This is a genomic window from Protofrankia coriariae (genome assembly GCF_001017755.1).
GTDB lineage: Bacteria > Actinomycetota > Actinomycetes > Frankiales > Frankiaceae > Protofrankia > Protofrankia coriariae.
Genome location: NZ_JWIO01000013.1, coordinates 80,504 through 98,879 on the forward strand (window position 1 = coordinate 80,504; position 18,376 = coordinate 98,879).

Sequence of the window (18,376 nt, forward strand, 5' to 3'; positions counted from 1 at the left end):
GATCCACGCGTGCCCTGGGAGTACATCGATGACCTCGTCGGAGCCCAAGCCCCGCAAGAAGCAGGTGATCCTCGCCGCCGGCTTCCCGCACGGCAGCCCCTGGATAGCCTGGAGCGACCCGGAGTCGCGCAGCCAGATCGACTTCTCCTCGATCAGCTACGCGGCGCAGGCCGCCGAGGCCGGCAAGTTCGACTTCTTCATGCTGGCCGAGGCGCTGCGCCAGCGTGAGCACAAGGGGGAGTTCTACGACCTGGAGATCAGCGGGCGTCACCACGGCCTGACCGTGCTGACCGCGCTGGCCGCCGTGACCGACCACATCGGGCTGGTCACCACGTCCAGCTCCACCTACAACGAGCCGTACGAGCTGGCCAGGCAGCTGTCCACGCTGGACCACCTCTCCGGCGGCCGGGCCGGCTGGAACATCGTCACCACCTCGGACCCGCAGTCCGGGGTGAACTTCCGGCGCGGCGGGTACCTGCCGCACGAGCAGCGGTACGAGCGGGCCAGGGAGTTCGTCGCGGCCGCCCGCACGCTGTGGGACAGCTGGCCGGTCGAGGCCGTCGTCGGCGGCCAGGAGAGCGGGCGTTTCCGCGGTGATCCGGCGGCTGGCAGCTACCGGCACCGCGGCGGCCAGTTCGACATCTCCGGACGGTTCAGCCTGCCCACCAGCCCGCAGCGGTACCCGTTGCTGATACAGGCCGGGGATTCCGCGGACGGCAGGCAGTTCGCGATCGACACGGTCGACGTCGTCTTCAGCATGTACGCCGACCCGCAGGCCGGACGCGCCTTCCACGCCGACATCCGGGCCAGGGCGATCGCCGCCGGCCGCGACCCTCGGTCCATCAGGATCCTGCCGGGCAGCCAGTGCATTCTCGGTGACTCCGTCGCCGACGCGCGGGAGCGCTCCCGGGTGATCGCCCGTCAGCAGATCACGCCGCAGAACGCGATCGCCCGACTGGAACAGGTCTGGGGGCGGGACCTGTCCGGCTACGACCCGGACGGCCCGGTGCCGCCGGTGCTCGCCTCCGACGAGCCCGGCGCACCCAGGTACGCCGGGTACACCGCGGGCGGGAGGCAGCCGCCCGCCATCGCCCGGGAATGGTACGAACGGGCTCAGCGCAAGGGGTTGACCATCCGCGAACTGATCATCGATGTGACCCTGCGGCACACCTTCCTCGGCACACCGAGCCAGGTGGCCGAACAGATCGACGAGGCGGTGCAGAGCGATGCCGCGGACGGGTACGTGCTCACCGGCCACACCACGTCCGTCGGTCTCGACGAGTTCGTGAAGACCGTCGTGCCCGAACTGCAGGAGCGCGGCGTGTTCCGCACCGAGTACACCGGCACGACCCTGCGGGAGAACCTCGGCCTGCCGGCTCCTGCCGGCCCGGCCCCCGCCGGCTGGGAGGAGCCCGGTGAGCCTGATCGAGGTTGACGGGCTCACCGTCGGTTTCGGCAGGCAGGCCGAGCCGGTCGTGCGCGGCGTGTCGTTCCATGTCGAGCCGGGGGAGTGCCTCGCCGTGGTCGGCGAGTCCGGATCCGGGAAGAGCGTCACCGTGCGTGCGCTGCTCGGGCTCGCCGGGCCCCGCGCGGTCGTGTCCGCGAAGCGCCTGCGGCTGGACGGCCAGGACGCCACGGCCTTCTCCCGGCGGCAGTGGCAGGCGGTGCGCGGCCGGGTCGTCGGGATGGTGCTCCAGGACGCCATGGTGTCCCTGGACCCGATGCGCCGGGTGGGCTCCGAGATCGGCGAGCCGCTGAAGCTGCACACCGGCCACCGCCGTCAGGCCCGGGCCGAGCGGGTCGCCGAGCTGCTGCGCGAGGTCGGCGTCCCCGACCCGCGGGCACGCCGCGGCCAGTACCCTCACCAGCTCTCCGGCGGGCTGCGCCAGCGCGCCCTGATCGCCTCCGCGCTGGCCGCCGGCCCGAAGGCGCTCATCGCGGACGAGCCCACCACCGCGCTGGACGTCATCGTCCAGGAACAGATCCTGCGGCTGCTCGGCCGGATCAAGGACAGCGGTGTCGGCCTGTTGATGATCAGTCACGATCTCGCCGTGGTGGCCAGGCTCGCCGACCGGGTCGCGGTGATGCACGACGGTGCGATCGTCGAGACCGGCGCGACCGCCCGGGTGCTGGACAGCCCGGCCCACCCGTACACCCGGCTGCTGATCGACGCCGTGCCCGACAGGCGCACCCGCCGGCGGCCGGGGCGGCGGGCTCGCGGCGCGCCGGTGCTCCAGATCGACGCCATCAGCAAGACCTACCCGAAGTCCCCCGGGATGGCGGTCGACGCGGTGTCGCTGTCGCTGCGCGAGGGGGAGACCCTCGGGCTGGTCGGGGAGTCGGGGTCGGGCAAGAGCACGGTGGCGCGGATCGCGACGGGCCTGCTCACACCCGATGACGGCCAGGTGCTCTTCGACGGGGCGCCGTGGTCGGCGCTGGCCGAACGCGAGCGGCGCCCCCGGCGGGGACTCATCCAGATCATCCACCAGAACCCGCAGGCCGCGTTCGACCCGCGGTTCACCGTCCGCCGGATCATCGGCGAAGCGATGCCCGGGGTGGCCCGCGGGCGCCGCGAGGAGCGGACCATCGAGCTGCTGGGCACCGTCGATCTCGACCCGCGGATCGCCGACCGGCGTCCGCACGAACTGTCCGGCGGTCAGCGCCAGCGGGTGGCCATCGCCAGGGCGCTGGCGGCACGGCCGAAGGTGCTCGTCTGCGACGAGCCGGTCTCCGCCCTGGACGTCTCGGTGCAGGCGCAGGTCCTGGACCTGCTCGAGCGCCTGCAACGCGACACCGGGGCGGCGTTGCTGCTCATCACGCACGATCTCGGTGTGGTCGAGCGGACAAGCGACCGGTTGGCGGTCATGAAGGACGGCCGGGTGGTCGAGGAGGGCGCCACCGAGGCCGTGTTCGACCACCCCGAGCATCCCTACACCCGCGCGCTGCTCGCGGCCGTGCCCAGCCTGGACGTCAGCGCGCGGTCAGCAGCGGGAGAAGAATCTCGTCCACTATCGCGGTGACCGTCGCCGGGTCCGGCACCGGGCCGTCGATGGCCTGGCTGCGCAGCAGGGCCGGACCGATGCCCGCGATCAGGTCGGTGACCAGCTCGGCACTGATCTCGCCCCGGCCGGTCGCGCGGCCCAGGACGCCGAGTATCACCCGGTGGGCGGGCACGAACACGCGTTCGTCGGCCAGCGCCCGGCAGTCCCCACCGGCCTCGGCGGCGACCAGGTGGAACGTGGTCCCCTTGGTGACCGTGAAGGCCGAGCGCACCGCCTCGAGCACGTGGAGCAGGTCCGCCCGCAGGCTCTGACCCGCGGGCGGCTCCGGCACGGTGGGCAGGCTCTCTCGCAGGGCGTCGAGCACGAGGCTTTCCCTGCTCTCCCAGCGGCGGTAGAGCACCGCCTTGCTGGTGCCCGCGGCGGCCGCGATCCTGTCCATGGTCAGCCGTGCGTAGCCGATCTCGTTGATCTGGTCGAAGACCGCACTGAAGATCGCTTCCTGTAGGGCAGGCCCCCTGCGGCGTCTGGAAGGGTGCGAGGCCTGGTCCGCCCCCTGGACGGCGGGAGCGTTGGTCGACACGCTCCGCACCTCCTTGAGCACGCCAGAAGAAGAAACGCTCCAGTTTCTTGACGTATGCTACCGCTTCAATAGGGTACGGATTAGTTTCTTATCGACGAGCAGTCGCGTCGACGATACCGCCCGATCCATCCCGACATCCCCTGGACTTTCTCGATCTTCCACAGCATCTACCGGTTTCTCCTGATTTATCCAGATCTTTCCCACCGGGTCTCTTCCACTGCCGACGTCTCACTGTCAACGGAGGGCTGATGGCTGCCTCGCCCAGCGGCGCGCCCACCACTGCCGGGGCCGCCGGTCCGGCACCCCGTGGCCGGCCGGCGCTGGTCCTCACCGCGATCGCGGTGAGCCAGCTGATGGTCGTGCTCGACTCCAGCGTGGTCAACATCGCGCTGCCCGACATTCGCTTCGACCTCGGGTTCTCGCCGACCGGGCTGTCCTGGGTGCTCAACGCCTACACGCTGACCTTCGGCGGGCTGCTCCTGCTCGGCGGGCGGGCCGGGGACATCCTCGGGCGCAGACGTGTCTTCCTCGCCGGGGTCTGGCTGTTCACCCTGGCCTCGCTGCTGGCCGGGCTCGCGCCGAACGCGGGAGTACTGGTGGCCGCGCGGGCCCTGCAGGGCGTCGGCGCCGCGGTCGCGTCACCGACCGCGCTCGCTCTGATCACCACCAACTTCGCCGGGCCGGCCCGGGCCAGGGCCATCGGCGTCTACGGCGCGGTGTCCGGGGCCGGCGGCGTGGCCGGGATGATCATCGGTGGGGTGCTCACCGAATGGGCCTCCTGGCGCTGGACCATGTTCGTCAACGTGCCGATCGGGGTGTTCGTCGCGGCGCTCGCGGCCGTCCACATCCGTGAGTCGGACAGGGCCAGCGGGCGCTTCGACATCACCGGGGCGATGCTGTCCACCCTCGGGGTCACCGTGCTGACCTACGCCCTGATCCGCAGCTCGTCCGACGCCTGGCCCGAGCCGCTGACGCTGGCCGCGGTGGGTGTGCTGTTGTTGGCCGCCTTCGTGGCGGTCGAGCGGCGGATCGAGGCGCCGCTGACCCCGCTCGCGCTGTTCCGCAACCGCAACCGGGTCAGCGCGAACCTGCTGCTGCTGCTTCTCGGTGGGTCGATCTTCGCCATCTTCTTCTTCGTCACCCAGTTCCTGCAGAACATCCTGCGGCTGACCCCGTTCCAGGCCGGGCTGGCGTTCGTGCCGTGGGGCGTCGGGATCTTCGCGTTCTCCCAGCTGGTGTCCGGGCTGTCCGCGCGGTTCGGCGCCAAACCCGTCCTGATCACCGGTGCGGTCGCCACCCTGACAGCAACCGTCTGGCTCACCCGGATCACCGAGCACAGCTCCTACCTCGCGGCCGTGTTCGGGCCGATGACGCTCTTCGGCGCTGGCATCGGGCTGCAGTTCGCCCTGGTCACCCGGATCGCGCTGGCCGGCGTGGAACCCGGCATCGCCGGCGCCGCCGCCGGGGTGCTCAACGTCTCGCAGCGGCTGGGCGGATCGATCGGGCTGGCCATCCTGGTGGCGGTGTTCGGCGCCGTCACCTCCGGCACGGCCGGCACCGCCACCGATGTCGTCCACGGCTACCGGATCGCGTTCTACGTCGGGGTCGGCTACACCGCGACGGCGCTCGCGCTGGCCGTGCTCGGGCTGACGGGTGCCAGGAAGCCGGCCGCGCGGCCCGAACTCGCCATCGAGAGCACCTGACGCGGCGCCGGCCAGATGTATCCCGATCACGCTGGTGGGGGCCATGTCACGCGAAGCGGGTTTCAGCCCGTCGCCCCGTCAGCCACATCCGTCGTCTCGGTATCCGCGAAGGACAGGGCTGTATCCGCGAAGGACAGGGCTGTGGAAACCGTGAGATTCGAGTTGCTTGGCCCTCTCCAACTGGTGAGTGACCGGGACGGCCCGAGGACGATCAGCGCGGCCAAAATCGAGACCCTGCTCGCCGTGCTTCTCATCCGCGCGAACCGCCCGGTCTTCTCCGAGGAGCTGATCAGCGAGATCTGGGGTGAGGAACGGCCCCGCCGGGCGCGCGCCGGACTGCACGTCTACGTTTCTCATCTACGTAAGATGTTCGCCCATTTCGGGGTGCGCAACGCGGTGATCGTAACGCACCCGCAGGGCTATCTGCTCGCGGTCGACGAGGCTTTGCTGGACACCTGTGAACTGCGGGTGTCGCATGCCCGCGGGCGGGAGAACCGCATGCCTGATCCGGAGCGGGCGCTCGTCAGCTTCAGCGCGGCGTCGCGGCTTTTCCGCGGGCCCGTGCTGGCCGGGATCGGCAAAGGCACGATCACAACCACCTTTGTGCGGTGGGCGGAGGAGATGCAGCTGGAATGCCTGGAGTCGATCGCGTACTGCCTGCTGCGGACGGGACGCCACCGTGAGCTGGTGGGCGACCTGACGAACTGGGTCGAGGAGCACCCGCTGCACGAGGCCTTTCGGGAACAGCTGATGCTCGCGCTGCACCGGTCGGGCCGGCGCGCCGAAGCGCTCAGAGTGTTCCAGCACACCCGGCGGGTACTACGGGACGAGCTCGGGCTCGAGCCCGGTGAGACGATGCGCCGACTCCAGAACGCCATCCTGAACGACAGTCTCGACTGTGCCGTGACGGGACAGGCCTGACTTCTTTCCCGCCCGGCTGCGTGGCCGCCCGGCTGCGTGGCCGCGTGGACCGGTGGCCTGATGGACCGGTGGCCCTGCCATCCCGACGTCGTGGATCGCCCTGTTTGTCCCGACTGGTGATCGGATCCCTGTTGCCGGGCGCTCCCAACATGAGAAATGCTCAGGCTGCCAGCGGGGAGACGCGAGAGGAGGGTCGATGGGAGGCGCCGTACCGTACATCGCCCACCGTCCCAAGCGGGCTGACGGAAGACGCAACTACGACGCGATCCTCAGCGCCGCGCGCAAGGCGTTCGACGCCGCCGGTTCCGACGCGTCACTGGAGGAGATCGCCAGCCAGGCGGGGGTCGCCATCGGCACCCTCTACCGGCACTTCCCGACCCGGGCCTGTCTGGTCGAGGCCACGACCAGGGACGGTCTGCAGGCGCTTGTCGCGCGCGCCGAGGGCATGCGAGCCGACGGCGTCGACCCGCTCGACGCGCTGACGGACTGGATGGCCAACGCCATCGAGCACTTCAGCACCTTCCGGGGGCTGGTCGAGATCCTGACGCAGAGCATGTACGACGAGGGCACACCGTCACATGCCGTGTGCATGGCTATGCACCGCTGCGGGGCGGAGCTGCTGCGGGCGGCTCAGGACGCCGGCCGGGTCCGCGCGGACCTCACCCCCGAGGAACTGTTCGACCTGCTCGGCGGCGCGGCATGGGTACGGGAGAACGCACTGCCCGACAGGGACGGCAGCACTCGCTTCCTCCACCTGATCCTGGCAGGCATCACCGTCCGGGACCGCTGACAGCGCATCGCCACCGGGCTGTCACGGGCCGTTGGCCAGTCGCGGGCAGCCGCCGGCGGCCGGCTGACCGAACTGATCCGCATGCGCCGGGGTTACGCTGATCGCCGCGGGGCGACGTCGGCAGGTGTCGGCGGGCGACAGCACTGGCGGGGCGGCGAGGCGGCGTGGACGAGCAGCGGGAGAACGGTCCGACGGGTCAGGCGAGCACCACCCCGCCCGTGGACGCCGCCCTACGCGCCTGGGCGGTCACACATGCCCGCACCGTGGGCCGCACGGGTGATCCCGCGAGGGTCTCACCCCTGTCCGACGACGCGCGGCCGACCGAAGCAGCTCCCTGGCGGGACGAGCCGTGGGCGCCGGGTGATGTCGCTGTCGCCGAATCGTCGACCACCCTGACCGGTGGCCATACCGGCCCGGTCATGTCGGTGGCGTGGGCGGCCGAGCGGGACGGGCGGCTGCTGCTTGCCACCGGTGGTGAGGATGCCACGGCGCGGGTGTGGGATCCGTTCACCGGCACCTGCCTGCACACCCTCGCCGGCCATGCCAACGGAGTCTGGTCGGTAGCGTGGGTGACCGACAGCGACGGGCGGCTGCTGCTTGCTACCGGCAGTGAGGATACGACGGTGCGGGTGTGGGATCCGTTCACCGGCGCCTGCCTGCACACCATGACCCGCCGCCCCACCCGTAGCGTCATGTCGGTGGCGTGGGCGACCGGCGGTGACGGCCGGCCGTTGCTCGCCGCGGGCAGCCGCGACGCCACGGTGCAGGTGTGGGACACCCTCGCCGACAGCTGCCTGCGCAACCTCACCGGCCACACCGACGGGGTCAACTCGGTGGCGTGGGCGACCGGCCGGGACGGCCAGCACCTGCTCGCCAGCGGCGGCGGCTACGACCGCACGGTACGGGTATGGGATCCCCTGACCGGCACCTGCCTGCACACTCTCACCGGCCACACCGGCGGGGTCGACGCGGTGGCGTGGGCGACCGGCCGGGACGGCCGGCTCCTGCTCGCCAGCGGCGGCGGCGACGGCACGGTGCGGGTGTGGGATCCGGCCAGCGGTGCCTGCCTGCACACCCTCATCGGCCACACCGACGGAGTCGGTTCGGTTGCGTGGGCCGCCGGTGGTGACGGCCGAGCTCCGCTACTCGCCTCCGGCAGCTTCGACGGCACGGTGCGGGTGTGGGATCCGGTCAGCGGTGCCTGCCTGCGCACCCTCACCGGCTACGCCGGCCCGGTCTGGTCGGTGGCGTGGGCCGTCGGCGGAGAGAGCCGGCTCCTGCTCGCCACCGGCGGCAGCGACGCCATGGTGTGGGCGGTGGAGGTGCCGCATCCGTCAGCATCGACCTCGACCACGTCTTCGGCGCCCGCGCGGACCAGCCCGGTCGGATCATCGCTTCGTACCGCGGCGGCCGGGCTGGTCCTGCTGGGCGCCGGCGGGCTGTGGCCCCCACTGTCCCTGATCGCGGACCTAATCACCCTCACCGGCGGCACCACCACCGGCCCCGCCGTCACCAACGGCGCTCCCACGGCCATCCCCACCGCGGGGCGTCCACCAGCCGGGGACAGCCCGGGGTTGTACGACCCGCGATTACACGTCCTGGCCAGCCATCCCGGCATCGGCCGACTGCGTGCGCTGGCCTGGCCGCCGGCCGCCCGCGTCGGGCTGGCCGCCCTGCTCGCCGCCGCCCTGCCCGCCGACTCCCGCGTCATCCCCCCGGCCGGCAGTACGCCCACCGGCCAGCATCGCGCCCTGACCACCGCCCTGCACAGCCCATCCGGCTCCCCGGCCGCACCGCTCACGCCCCGTCAGTTCGACCAGCTCGCCGCCGCTGCCGCCCGCGTCACTCCCCGACTCGCCGCCCTGCTCGAGCTCATCGGCCCCGCCGCCGTCGCCACCGACCCCACCCTCCCGCTGCGTGTGCGCGACCGCGCCCTGGCCATGCCGCCGCTGCCCACCCGCCAGCACACCCTCCTGCTCACCGTCACCGCCCTCACCACCGCCGGTACGGGGCAGGCCGTCACCAGCATGCGCGCTCCCGGCACCACCGGCATCACCCACCACGGCACCCCCCGCGCCCTGCTGCCCACCCATCACGCCCTGCCCGACGACCTGTTCACCCTCCGCCTCGCCCGCGGCGACCTGCTCTACCGCCACCACACCACCACCCCCACGCTTCCACCCCAGGCTGTGACGATCATCCTCGACACCAGCCCGCCCACCTACGGACCTGCCGAAACCCTCCTGCGCCTGACCGCCCACCTGCTGACCACCGTCCTCTGGCACAACGGCATCCATCCCACCCTGATCACCTTCGACCAGCCCGCCCTTGCGCTCCCGCTCACCAGCCCGGCCGACCTCGCCGTCATCTGGACCAGCCGCACCCTGCATCCCCCCGACCTGCCTGCGGCCCTGCGCACCGCGGAACACACCTCGCAGCCCACCACCGTGCTGCTCACCCATCACCACCTTCCCGACGACCGCCCCCTCCCGCTCGGACCCCACCTACGCCTCCTGACCACCCACACCCCCGGCGATGAACCCCCCACCAGTCAGATCGGCCGGACCCGGACCCGCGGCCACACCAACCACAGTCCCGACGGCCGCTACCACCATCACCTCCCGCCCCATCCGGACCCCGCCAGCCTCGCCGCCGCCATCCACGCCCTCCTCGCCTCCAACGACCAGGCTGACGGCATGAATCGTTACTTTTCGTATACGTCCGGGGTGCGCCGTGCCTGACGGCCCACGCGGGCCGGTGTGGCGGGCGGCTGTTCTCGGCGAGCCCGCCGAGAACTCGTCCGACGGGAGCCCGCCCGGTGAGAACACGTCCGCCGGCGGCGCGTCCGGGGCAGGCGGTGAGGGTGATCGGCGGATTCGTTGTCTGCTGTGCCCGCACGGGTGCGAGCTGCGGCCGGGTGAGACCGGTGTGTGCGCCGTACGGCGCAACCACGCCGGGGTGCTGGAGACCGCCACCTACACCCTCGCCGTCCAGCACCTTGACGCGGTCGAGCGCAAGCCGCTGTACCACGTCCGGCCGGGCAGCAGGGTGCTCACGATCGCCGGGCCGGGATGCTCGTTCCGCTGCAACTACTGCGTCAACCACCGGCTGTCCCAGTACGGCCAGGTCGCCGACGTCGCCTGGACGGGCCGGCCCGTGCGGCCCGCCGAACTGGTCGAACGGGCGGCGGCGGACGGCGCGTCCCTCGGCATGTCCTACACCGAACCCGGGCTCGCCCCGGAGCTGACCCTGGACCTCGCGGCCCTCGCCGCCCCGGCGGGCGTGCCGATCGTGTGGAAGACGAACGGCTTCCTCACCGCCGCCGCGATCGACCTGGTCGCGGGCGCGCTGGACGCGGTGAACATCGACGTCAAGGCCGCGGACGAGTCCGCGCACCGGCGGCTGACCGGTGCGCCGCTGCGTCCCGTGCTGGATGCGGTCGAGCGGCTGCGCGCTGCCGGCGTGTGGGTGGAGGTCTCCACACCGCTGATCCCGGGGGTGTCCGCCGGGGCGGACGCGCTGCGCGCCATCGCCGGCCACCTCGCCGGGATCGACCCGGGCATCCCCTGGCACCTGCTGCGTTTCACCCCGGACTTCCGGATGCGCCGGCCGCCGCCGACCAGCCCGCAGGTGCTGGAGGCGGCGCGGGCGACCGGGCGGGACGCCGGCCTGCGGTTCGTCTACGTCGAACGGGCCCTCGGCGCCGCCGGCCGGCAGACCCGCTGCCCGACATGTGACACCGTGCTGGTGCGACGCGGCATCTGGGAGACACTGGAATCCGCGGTCACGCACGGCCTCTGCCCGCACTGCGGGCAGTCGATCCCGGGACGATGGGGGACGATCGGTGCAGGAGCCCAGACAGCCGGTGCGAGAGCCAACGACCACACGGGGCCACGGGAGCGGAAGCCCCCTGGCGGCTGAGACCGATCCGGGCCGCGACCAGCGGGCCGCCGGCTCCGTCTCGACCAGGAGTCCGCTGCGGGCCGATGCTGATGCCGATGCCGCGCTCGGGGCCGATGCCGATGCCGATGCCGGGGACGCGCCCGGGGAACCCGGGGGTGCCGCGGGGCCGGCCGGCGGCGGCCGGCAGGTGGCGTCCACCGCTGCTGAGAGCCCGTCGTTCGTCGAGTCCCTGCCAGACCTCATCGACGCGTCCGAGTACGCCGACCATCCGGACGGGCGGCTGGTCCGGCTGCGGATCACCGTGACCGGGTCCGGGGTGGAGATTCTCGGTGACGCGTTCCGCCCGGCCGTCCTGGAGGCGCTGCTGGCCGATCTCGGCGGTGGCGCCACGGAACAGATGCTGTGCGGCTAGGGCGTGCCGAGTGCGGTGAGCCGGTCGCCGGTGAGGACGTGGCCGACCCATTCCGGTAGAGGGCGGGCGCCGAGGGAGTCGTAGAAGTCGAGGGCGGGCGTGTTCCAGTCGAGCACCGCCCAGTTGAGCCGGGCGTACCCCCGCTCGACGCAACGCCGGGCCAGCGTGGTCACCAGCGCACGGCCGTAGCCCCGGCCGCGCTGGTCCTCACGGACGAACAGGTCCTCCAGGTAGATACCGTGCCGTCCGGTCCAGGTGGAGTAGTTCAGGAACCAGACCGCGATGCCGACGATCTCGCCGTCCCGTTCGACGACGTGGGCGAACACCGCCGGCGCCGGGCCGAACAGCGCCGCGTGCAGGTCGTCGACCGTCGTTCGTACCGCGTCGGGCTCCCGCTCGTAGCGGGCCAGCCCTCTGACACAGTCGAGGATGCCCTCGACATCGCCCGGCCGTGCCGGGCGAAGAACGGCTCCGTCGGCCAGCGACAGCGTCTCCATGCCCCGAATCGTAGTGAGACCCGGTTGTAAGGAGATGTACGGAGATCCGTGGAGTTTCCACGGGCAGATGACCGAGCACGTGAGGCCGCGGAACGCCTGGTGGATGCCGACACGGCGGTCCCGCCCGCATGTCGGGACCGAGGTCATTGATCGTTTTTGGGGGAGGGGCAGTGCCCTGCGGGCAGCCCGCTCGATGTCGGTGAGTCGGTCTCGATGTCGGTGAGCTGGTGCGGTCGGGGTGCGGCCCAGCCGCCGGCCGCGGGCTCAACGCGCCGGGTTCGGGCGGGGAGGTCAGGCGAGCAGGGCGCGGCCGAGGTGGTCGGTGGAGTCGCGGACACCCGGCAGGACGAAGAAGTAGCCGCCGCCGGTGGGGCTGATGTAGTCGACCAGCGGCTCGTCGATGAGCCGGGTCTGGGTCGTCTCGAACTGCCGGGCGATGTCCTGCTGGTAGCAGCAGAAGAGCAGGCCCATGTCCAGGTTGCCGTTGCTGTCGATGCCCCGGTCGTAGTTGTAGCCGCGGCGCAGGATGCGGGAGCTGTCCGTGGCCGGCGTGCGTGGGTTGGACAGTCGGATGTGCGCGTCGAGCGGGATGATGCCGCCCTCGGGATCGCGGGTGTAGTCCGGGGTGTCGGCCTCCACGGTGCCGTCCAGCGGGGCTCCGGTGTCCCGGCGCCGGCCGATCATCATCTCCTGCTCGTTGAGCGAGACCCGGTCCCAGAACTCCACCAGCATGCGGATGATGCGGATGACCTGGTAGGAGCCGCCCTCGGTCCAGGCGGGCTCGTCGTCGCCGCGCACCCAGACCAGCCGGTTCATCTCCGCGGCGGAGGTGACGTCCGGGTTGGCGGTGCCGTCCTTGAAACCGAGCAGGTTGCGCTGGGCGCCCGACGGCCGGGGCGGGTTGTGGAAGCCGTCGACACGCCAGCGCAGCTGCATGCCGCCGCGGGTGTGCCGGGCGATGTCCCGCAGCGCGTGCAGGACCGTGTCGCGGTTGTGCGCGCACAGTTGCAGGCTGAGGTCGCCGTGACAGTGCGCCGGGTCCAGCGCGTCGTTGGGGAAGGTGCGCATCGGGGTCAGCCGCCGAGGCCTGCGGTCGGCCAGGCCGAACCGGTCGTCGAAGAGGGAGGCGCCCACTCCGACGGTGACGGTCAGCGCGTCCGGGGGCACCACCGGCCCGACGATGCCGCTGTCGGACGGCGGGGCGGTCGTCCCGAGGTCGACCGGGACGCCGCCCGCGGTCAGGAAGCGTGCGCGTTCGGTGATTGTCGTGAACAGTTCGGTCAGCCCGGCGCGGTCTGTGGCGATCACGTCGAAGGAGGCGAACATCGCCGCCGCCGGCGCCGGCGTGAGGATGCCGGCCTGGTGGGTCCCGTGGAAGTCGACCGTCTGGTCCGGATCCCTGCCGCGGGTACCGTCCTGGTCGTCACCGGCGGTGGTCGCGAGCGCGGTGCCGCCGACGCCCACCGCGGCACCGGCGGTCAACGCCCCGGCCAGGAAGGACCTGCGCCCGAGCCCGGCGCCGAACGGCCCGCCGCGGCGCCGGGCGGCCACCGGGAGGTCGTGTTCCGCCTGCTGCCGGTGCGGCGGCGAGGGCGCGGCCGTCTCGGCGGCCCTCGGCGAGGGGGCAGCCGTGGGCGGCTCGGGCGACGCGGGCGTTTCGGTCATCGGCGCTGCTCCGGGTGTTTGGAGGAGGTGTCGGGGTCGCGGTGGGAGAGGCCGGCTGGGCTCGTCCGGCTTATCCGGCGTTTCTGATCTCCAGGACGTCGGGGATGGGCGCGAGGGTCTCCAGCAGCCCCCCGAGGCTGCCGTTGAGCCGCTTCCGGTCGGCGAGGGGGAGAGCCTGTGGGGCGATCCAGGTCCCCGCCGGGCTGGCGGTCCGGCGCAGCAGTGTCGCGAAGGCGTCCAGCCGCCGGTCGGCCGCCGCCAGCGTGTCCGGCGCCCGGGTGGCCAGCAGCGGAGAAATGATCTTCAGGAGTTCGCGGGTGCCCTCGGCGTTCGCGCTCGCGGTGGCCAACGTGCTGCCGCTGCCCTGATCGGCCGTGCCGGTGAGCTGGAACTGCAGGGTGTTCTCGAGGATCTCGTGGGTGCGCAGGGCCAGGTCGTTGGGATCGAATTCCTGGGTCGGGAACGCCCTGCCCAGTTCGGTGACGTCATCGGCGAGCTGGGCCGCCAGCGGCGAGAGCGCCGCCGCGCTCTCGCCGTGCCACAGCCCGTACTCGATACGGTGGAAACCGGTGAAGTCCTCGTCGGTGACACCGCCGGGCAGGCCGTCGGGCCCTCCGTTGATCGCGGCGTCGAAGTCGCCGAACGTGCCGTACGCGGCGCCGAGGCGTTCGTAGTCGAGATGGGCGGTGAGCCAGTCGCGGCGGGCCGCGTCGAGGTCACCGGCCGCCACGTCCGCGCGCAACGTGTCGGTGTCGCGTTGCAGGGTGACCAGGCCGGCGGTGACGAACGCCCGATAGGCGTCCAGCGGCCCGGCCATGGCCTCGTCCGTCACCGGGATGATCGCCTGGCCGCCGGCGCTCGGGCCGGTCACCCGCTGGCTCGCCGAGACGATGGGCGGGTCGTTGCCGGGCAGGCACTGCCAGGCGTAGGTGCCGCCGCCGACGGTCGCCGACAACGGCCGGCTGGTGCCCGGCGCGAGCAGTTCGATCTCGGCGTGGATCGCCCCGCTCACCGGGTCGATCAGGCGGACCTCCAGACCACGGCCACCGCCGTTGTGGACGGTGAAGGTCTGCCGGCCGGGGCGTGGCGCCTGCCAGCCCTCGGCGCAGGAGCCCGCGGTCACCTCGATCGTCGTTGCGTGGGCGTCGTCGGACGGGCCGAGCGCGAGGATCGCGGCACCGGCGGCGATGGCCGGCAGCGCGACGACGGCCACCGGAAGCACCCAGCGGGGCACCGCGCGCGGTACCCACCGCCTCCCGCGAGGCGCCGGCCGCGTCGGATCCGCCGGATCCGATGCCGCCGCGGCCGGTTCAGTGGCCGGCGCGGTGGCCGGTTCGGTGGCGGTGGCCGGCGTGGTGGTGCCGGTGCCCCGCAGGAAGAGCGGCAGCACCAGCAGCAGGTAGGCGAGGTAGCCGACGACCTGGAGCACGGTCACCCGCGGGGTGATGTTGAAAATGCCCTCGGTGAGCCTGGCGTACCAGGAGCTCGGGTCGATGGTGGCGGTCAGGTCGAACGCCGTGGTCGCCCTGCCCGGTAGGAGACCGCTTTCCTGGAGGTCGGCCAGCCCGTACCCGGTGACGCCGGCCGCGATCACGATCAGCCCGATACCGGTGATCCTGAAGAACCTTGTCAGGTTGATCCGCAGCGTCTGACGGTACAGGGCGAAGCAGGCGGCGGCGGCCAGCGCGATCCCGGCGGTGGCGCCGACGAGCGGGCCGACCGACTCGTCCGCGCCCCGGGCGGTCGTCCAGACGAACAGGGAGGTCTCCAGGCCCTCTCGGGCGACCGCCAGGAACGCGGTGAGGACCAGCGCGCCAGGGCCGATCGCCAGCGCGGCGATGACCCGGCCGCTGATCTCACCGGACAGCGTCCGTGCCGACCGCCGCATCCAGAAGACCATCACGGTGACGAAACCGACCGCGATCAGGCTCAGTACACCGCTGAACGCCTCCTGGGCCGCGGTCGACATCGAGGTGGCCGCGAAGGTGAGGACCGCGCCGAAGCTCGCCGAGAGGGCGACGGCGGCGAGCACTCCCGTCCAGACCTGGGGGAGGCGGGCGCGCTGGTCGGCGCGCACGAGCGTGGCGACCAGAATCGAAACAATCAGGCTCGCCTCGAAACCCTCACGCAATCCGATGAGCAGGTTCGGGACAAAGTTCGTCCACATGTCCGCAGCCTCCGTCATCGTCCTGTGATCGCCGTTCGGCGAAAGGGCTCAGGGAAAGGTACCAGAAGAAAAAGTTAGGCTCACCTAATTGAATATCCGTACTCCTGGTGAGCGGGTGGACACGAAACGGATTTCCGGCGTCCGCGGCCAATGCCCGCGCCGGGGCGGCAGAGATCGTTACCACAGTGGGGGCTGACGGGCCCTTCGGCCCGTGCCGGGGGGCTACCTTGCAGGAGATAGATCGACACTACGGATACCTGCTGGGGGCAAGCATGAACGCCAGAGCCCTGCGCCGCGCCGGCGTCCTCACCGCTACCGGAGCGCTCGCCACGCTCCTCGGTGCGGCTCCGGCCAGCGCGTCCATCTCCTTCCCCGCCGATGCCCGGACCAGCGCCGACCCCAGCGCTGACAGCGGCGGCGCGACCAGCGTCGACACGAGCGTCACCCAGCTCTTCCAGGCTGCCGTGGGTCTGTCCGTCGGCGCTCTCTCCGGTGCCTCGAACACCATCTCGGTCGCGGCCGGCTCCCGTGGCAACTCAACGGCCGGCCCCACAGCGGGCCCCACGGCCGGCACCGTCGCGGACACCGGTCCCGCCGGTTTCGGTGCCGGGCCGGGCAACGCCGCCGGGGCGGATGCCGGTGGTGCCGGGACGAGCAGCCCCCAGGACATATACGGCGCCGCCGCGGACCTTTCCTACAGCGCGCTGTCACAGGCGGCGGACGCGCTCTCGCGCGCGTCGGGCACCGTCTCCGGCGGCCTGGGCGGGTAGCCGGTCGGCCCCGGAGCCGGACAGCCGCGGCCCTGACAGCCGAGTCCGGTCAGGCGGTGGCGGACGACACCCGTATTCCGCAGTATCGGCCGCTGGTGTCGATCAGATAGAGCTGCGAGCGGCCGGCCGGGTTCAGCAGCAGCGACTTGTCGGCGCTGGTGGTCTGGACGGTGCCGTAGTCCAGGTCGTCGCCGGTGGTGGCGTCGCGGAGGGTGAATCCGCATTCCTCGGCGCCGTTGAAGTCCAGGATCTCCACGGCGACGCGGCCCTCGGCGGTGAACGCGTCGGTGTCGCCGGTGTTGGCCTGGTGGGTGAAGGGCAACGTCGCGGCTCCGGCCCCGGCCTGCGGCTCGACCAGGCAGCCGGGGTCGCTCACCTGCCACCGGAAATTTCCCGGGTGGGAGACCTGGAACGACCACGTTCCGGACAGCCCTCCCTGGTGGAGGACGTTCTCGCCGGTGTCGGCGGAGGTCAGGATGATCTCGCAGGTGTCGGTCGGGACCGGGAGGGTGTTGCGGACGACGGCCCGCCATGGGCCGTCTGCCTGGTAGGAGGCATCCGCCACCGCCGTTTCCGCTCCGGAGTCGGAATCGCCGGCGTCGTCCCCGCTCCCCCGGGTGGCGAGGATCCCGGCGATCGCGGCCCCGGCCACGACAACCACGGCGGCGCCGAGTACGGCCGGCCGCGCCCAGCGTGTGGGCCGTGCGGGCCGTGCGGGGATGGCGGGCTGGTCGTGGACGGTGGCCGGCAACGGTGGTCCCGCCGTCACGGCTGTGGGCCGCACCGGGACGGTGACGGTGGGGGATAGCACAGTGGCGGATTCGGCGGGTGCCGCCTGCGTGCCGTCGGCTGCTCGGTCGCTGTCAGCGGGGCTGATGCCAGCAAGGTCGTCCCGCAGCGCCTGGGCGGACGGCCGCTGCCGGGGATCGCGGGCGAGAGCGGCGTGGACCAGCTCCCGCAGCGGCCCGGCGAGCTGGTCGTAGTCGACCGCCGGGCCGCCGGACAGGACGCGGCTGAGGACGACCTCGGGCCGGCCGGTGCCGAAGGGCGGCTGGCCGGTGGCCGCGAAGACGACGATCCCGGCCCAGGCGAAGATGTCGGTGGCCGCGGTGGTCTCGTCGCCGGTCGCCTGCTCGGGGGCGACCCAGGCCGGGGTGCCGACGAACTGGCCGGTGGTGGTCAGCGGGCGGGCGTCGGCCACCGCCGCGATCCCGAAGTCGATGATCCGCGGGCCCTGCCCGGTCCACAGCACGTTGGACGGTTTGAGGTCGCGGTGCACCAGCCCTGCGGCGTGGATGGCCGCCAGCCCCTCGGCGAGCCCGGTGGCCAGCGTCAGCTGGGCGTCCGCGGGTAACGGCCCGCCCTCGGCGCGTACCCGCCGGTCGAGGTCGGGCCCGTCGACGAACTCGGTCGCCAGCCACGGCTGCTCGGCGTCGAGCTCGAAGTCCACGAGCTGGGCGGTGTACGGGCTGCGCACCCGGAAACACGCCTGGATCTCACGCTGGAACCGCACCCGCGAACTGGCGTCGTCGACCAGCTCGGCGCGGACCAGCTTGACCGCGACCCGACCGAGCGGGCCTTCGGCAAGGTAGACCACGCCCATCCCGCCGCTGCCCAGCCGGCCGACAAGCCGGTGGCGGCCCAGCGTCCGCGGGTCGGACACCCGCAGGGGCTGGACAGGGACCAGCGGCGCACCCTCGGGCGCGCCGACATCCTGACCGGACATGGACGGCTCCCCGTCGCGGTGAGAAAGGCATGGACACGGCGATGTTCGTGGAAGTCACCGCTTCGTGGAAGTCACCGTATCGCCCCGACAGTTTCTCGTCGCACACAGCGTGATCCGTCATCTGTCTGATCCAATGTCTGATTCGACGTCTGTCGTCGATCCGACATCTGTCATCGGCCCGCCAGCTGTCGCTCGTCGTCGGTGCGAGCCGCCGCGGGGCCGGGGCCGGCGGCGGGCCGC

14 protein-coding genes are annotated in these 18,376 nt (G+C 72.2%); 9 read left to right on the forward strand and 5 right to left on the reverse strand.

Features of this window, described 5'->3' with window-relative positions:
• The first annotated feature begins 28 nt into the window (after window positions 1-28).
• Window positions 29-1,435 (forward strand): NtaA/DmoA family FMN-dependent monooxygenase, encoded by a 1,407-nt coding sequence (locus FrCorBMG51_RS09890; RefSeq protein ID WP_047222766.1) that lies wholly within the window; start codon window positions 29-31, stop codon window positions 1,433-1,435.
• Window positions 1,416-3,020 (forward strand): dipeptide ABC transporter ATP-binding protein, encoded by a 1,605-nt coding sequence (locus FrCorBMG51_RS09895; RefSeq protein WP_047222767.1) that lies wholly within the window; start codon window positions 1,416-1,418, stop codon window positions 3,018-3,020. The genes FrCorBMG51_RS09890 and FrCorBMG51_RS09895 overlap by 20 nt, the downstream gene beginning before the upstream one ends.
• Here the strand turns inward: FrCorBMG51_RS09895 and FrCorBMG51_RS09900 are convergent.
• The gene (locus FrCorBMG51_RS09900; RefSeq protein WP_047222809.1) at window positions 2,971-3,582 is read right to left on the reverse strand and encodes a TetR/AcrR family transcriptional regulator; all 612 of its coding nucleotides are present in this window, start codon (window positions 3,580-3,582) and stop codon (window positions 2,971-2,973) included. The two genes, FrCorBMG51_RS09895 and FrCorBMG51_RS09900, sit on opposite strands and share 50 nt — an antisense overlap.
• Window positions 3,583-3,830: 248 nt before the next feature.
• Between FrCorBMG51_RS09900 and FrCorBMG51_RS09905 the strand changes: the two genes are divergently transcribed.
• From FrCorBMG51_RS09905 to FrCorBMG51_RS34575, 6 genes are all read left to right on the forward strand, one after another.
• Window positions 3,831-5,285, forward strand: a complete 1,455-nt coding sequence (locus FrCorBMG51_RS09905) for an MFS transporter (protein ID WP_047222768.1) — start codon at window positions 3,831-3,833, stop codon at window positions 5,283-5,285.
• A gap of 141 nt (window positions 5,286-5,426) precedes the next feature.
• A complete protein-coding gene (locus FrCorBMG51_RS09910) occupies window positions 5,427-6,206 on the forward strand; it encodes an AfsR/SARP family transcriptional regulator (RefSeq protein ID WP_052914524.1) in 780 nt (259 codons plus the stop codon).
• 196 nt (window positions 6,207-6,402) lie between these two features.
• Window positions 6,403-6,996: a TetR/AcrR family transcriptional regulator gene (locus FrCorBMG51_RS09915; protein WP_047222769.1), complete on the forward strand. Its 594-nt coding sequence runs from the start codon at window positions 6,403-6,405 to the stop codon at window positions 6,994-6,996.
• A 164-nt stretch (window positions 6,997-7,160) separates the two neighbouring features.
• Window positions 7,161-9,737, forward strand: a complete 2,577-nt coding sequence (locus FrCorBMG51_RS09920) for a WD40 repeat domain-containing protein (protein WP_047222770.1) — start codon at window positions 7,161-7,163, stop codon at window positions 9,735-9,737.
• Complete coding sequence (locus FrCorBMG51_RS09925) at window positions 9,730-10,917, forward strand: radical SAM protein (RefSeq protein WP_200902394.1); 1,188 nt, start codon at window positions 9,730-9,732, stop codon at window positions 10,915-10,917. The genes FrCorBMG51_RS09920 and FrCorBMG51_RS09925 overlap by 8 nt, the downstream gene beginning before the upstream one ends.
• On the forward strand, window positions 10,862-11,311 hold the full coding sequence (locus tag FrCorBMG51_RS34575; RefSeq protein ID WP_200902395.1) for a radical SAM-modified peptide, FtsH ternary system-associated: 450 nt from the start codon (window positions 10,862-10,864) through the stop codon (window positions 11,309-11,311). Before FrCorBMG51_RS09925 ends, FrCorBMG51_RS34575 begins: the two co-directional genes overlap by 56 nt.
• Here the strand turns inward: FrCorBMG51_RS34575 and FrCorBMG51_RS09935 are convergent.
• The 3 genes from FrCorBMG51_RS09935 to efeU all read right to left on the reverse strand — a co-directional run bounded on the left by FrCorBMG51_RS09935 (window position 11,308) and on the right by efeU (window position 15,658).
• Window positions 11,308-11,808: a GNAT family N-acetyltransferase gene (locus tag FrCorBMG51_RS09935; protein WP_047222771.1), complete on the reverse strand. Its 501-nt coding sequence runs from the start codon at window positions 11,806-11,808 to the stop codon at window positions 11,308-11,310. The genes FrCorBMG51_RS34575 and FrCorBMG51_RS09935 overlap by 4 nt on opposite strands.
• A 291-nt stretch (window positions 11,809-12,099) precedes the next feature.
• On the reverse strand, window positions 12,100-13,473 hold the full coding sequence (gene efeB / locus FrCorBMG51_RS09940; protein WP_200902396.1) for an iron uptake transporter deferrochelatase/peroxidase subunit: 1,374 nt from the start codon (window positions 13,471-13,473) through the stop codon (window positions 12,100-12,102).
• Between the two features lie 70 nt (window positions 13,474-13,543).
• Entirely contained in the window at window positions 13,544-15,658 is a 2,115-nt protein-coding gene (efeU, locus tag FrCorBMG51_RS09945; protein ID WP_235433462.1) for an iron uptake transporter permease EfeU, read from the reverse strand.
• A 254-nt stretch (window positions 15,659-15,912) separates the two neighbouring features.
• On the opposite strand from efeU, the gene FrCorBMG51_RS09950 reads away from it, so the two are divergent.
• A complete protein-coding gene (locus tag FrCorBMG51_RS09950) occupies window positions 15,913-16,410 on the forward strand; it encodes a hypothetical protein (protein ID WP_047222772.1) in 498 nt (165 codons plus the stop codon).
• Window positions 16,411-16,459: 49 nt separating this feature from the next.
• Here the strand turns inward: FrCorBMG51_RS09950 and FrCorBMG51_RS09955 are convergent, their stop codons facing one another.
• Window positions 16,460-18,136: a serine/threonine-protein kinase gene (locus FrCorBMG51_RS09955; protein WP_047222773.1), complete on the reverse strand. Its 1,677-nt coding sequence runs from the start codon at window positions 18,134-18,136 to the stop codon at window positions 16,460-16,462.
• Window positions 18,137-18,376 lie beyond the last annotated feature (240 nt).

Excerpts from the sequence above, each read along its gene's own strand:
- FrCorBMG51_RS09935 (WP_047222771.1), bottom strand. The coding sequence starts at position 11,808 with ATGGAGACGCTGTCGCTGGCCGACGGAGCCGTTCTTCGCCCGGCACGG.
- FrCorBMG51_RS09950 (WP_047222772.1), top strand. The coding sequence starts at position 15,913 with ATGAACGCCAGAGCCCTGCGCCGCGCCGGCGTCCTCACCGCTACCGGA.
- FrCorBMG51_RS09915 (WP_047222769.1), top strand. The coding sequence starts at position 6,403 with ATGGGAGGCGCCGTACCGTACATCGCCCACCGTCCCAAGCGGGCTGAC.
- FrCorBMG51_RS09955 (WP_047222773.1), bottom strand. The coding sequence starts at position 18,136 with ATGTCCGGTCAGGATGTCGGCGCGCCCGAGGGTGCGCCGCTGGTCCCT.
- FrCorBMG51_RS09905 (WP_047222768.1), top strand. The coding sequence starts at position 3,831 with ATGGCTGCCTCGCCCAGCGGCGCGCCCACCACTGCCGGGGCCGCCGGT.
- efeU (WP_235433462.1), bottom strand. The coding sequence starts at position 15,658 with ATGACGGAGGCTGCGGACATGTGGACGAACTTTGTCCCGAACCTGCTC.
- efeB (WP_200902396.1), bottom strand. The coding sequence starts at position 13,473 with ATGACCGAAACGCCCGCGTCGCCCGAGCCGCCCACGGCTGCCCCCTCG.
- FrCorBMG51_RS09890 (WP_047222766.1), top strand. The coding sequence starts at position 29 with ATGACCTCGTCGGAGCCCAAGCCCCGCAAGAAGCAGGTGATCCTCGCC.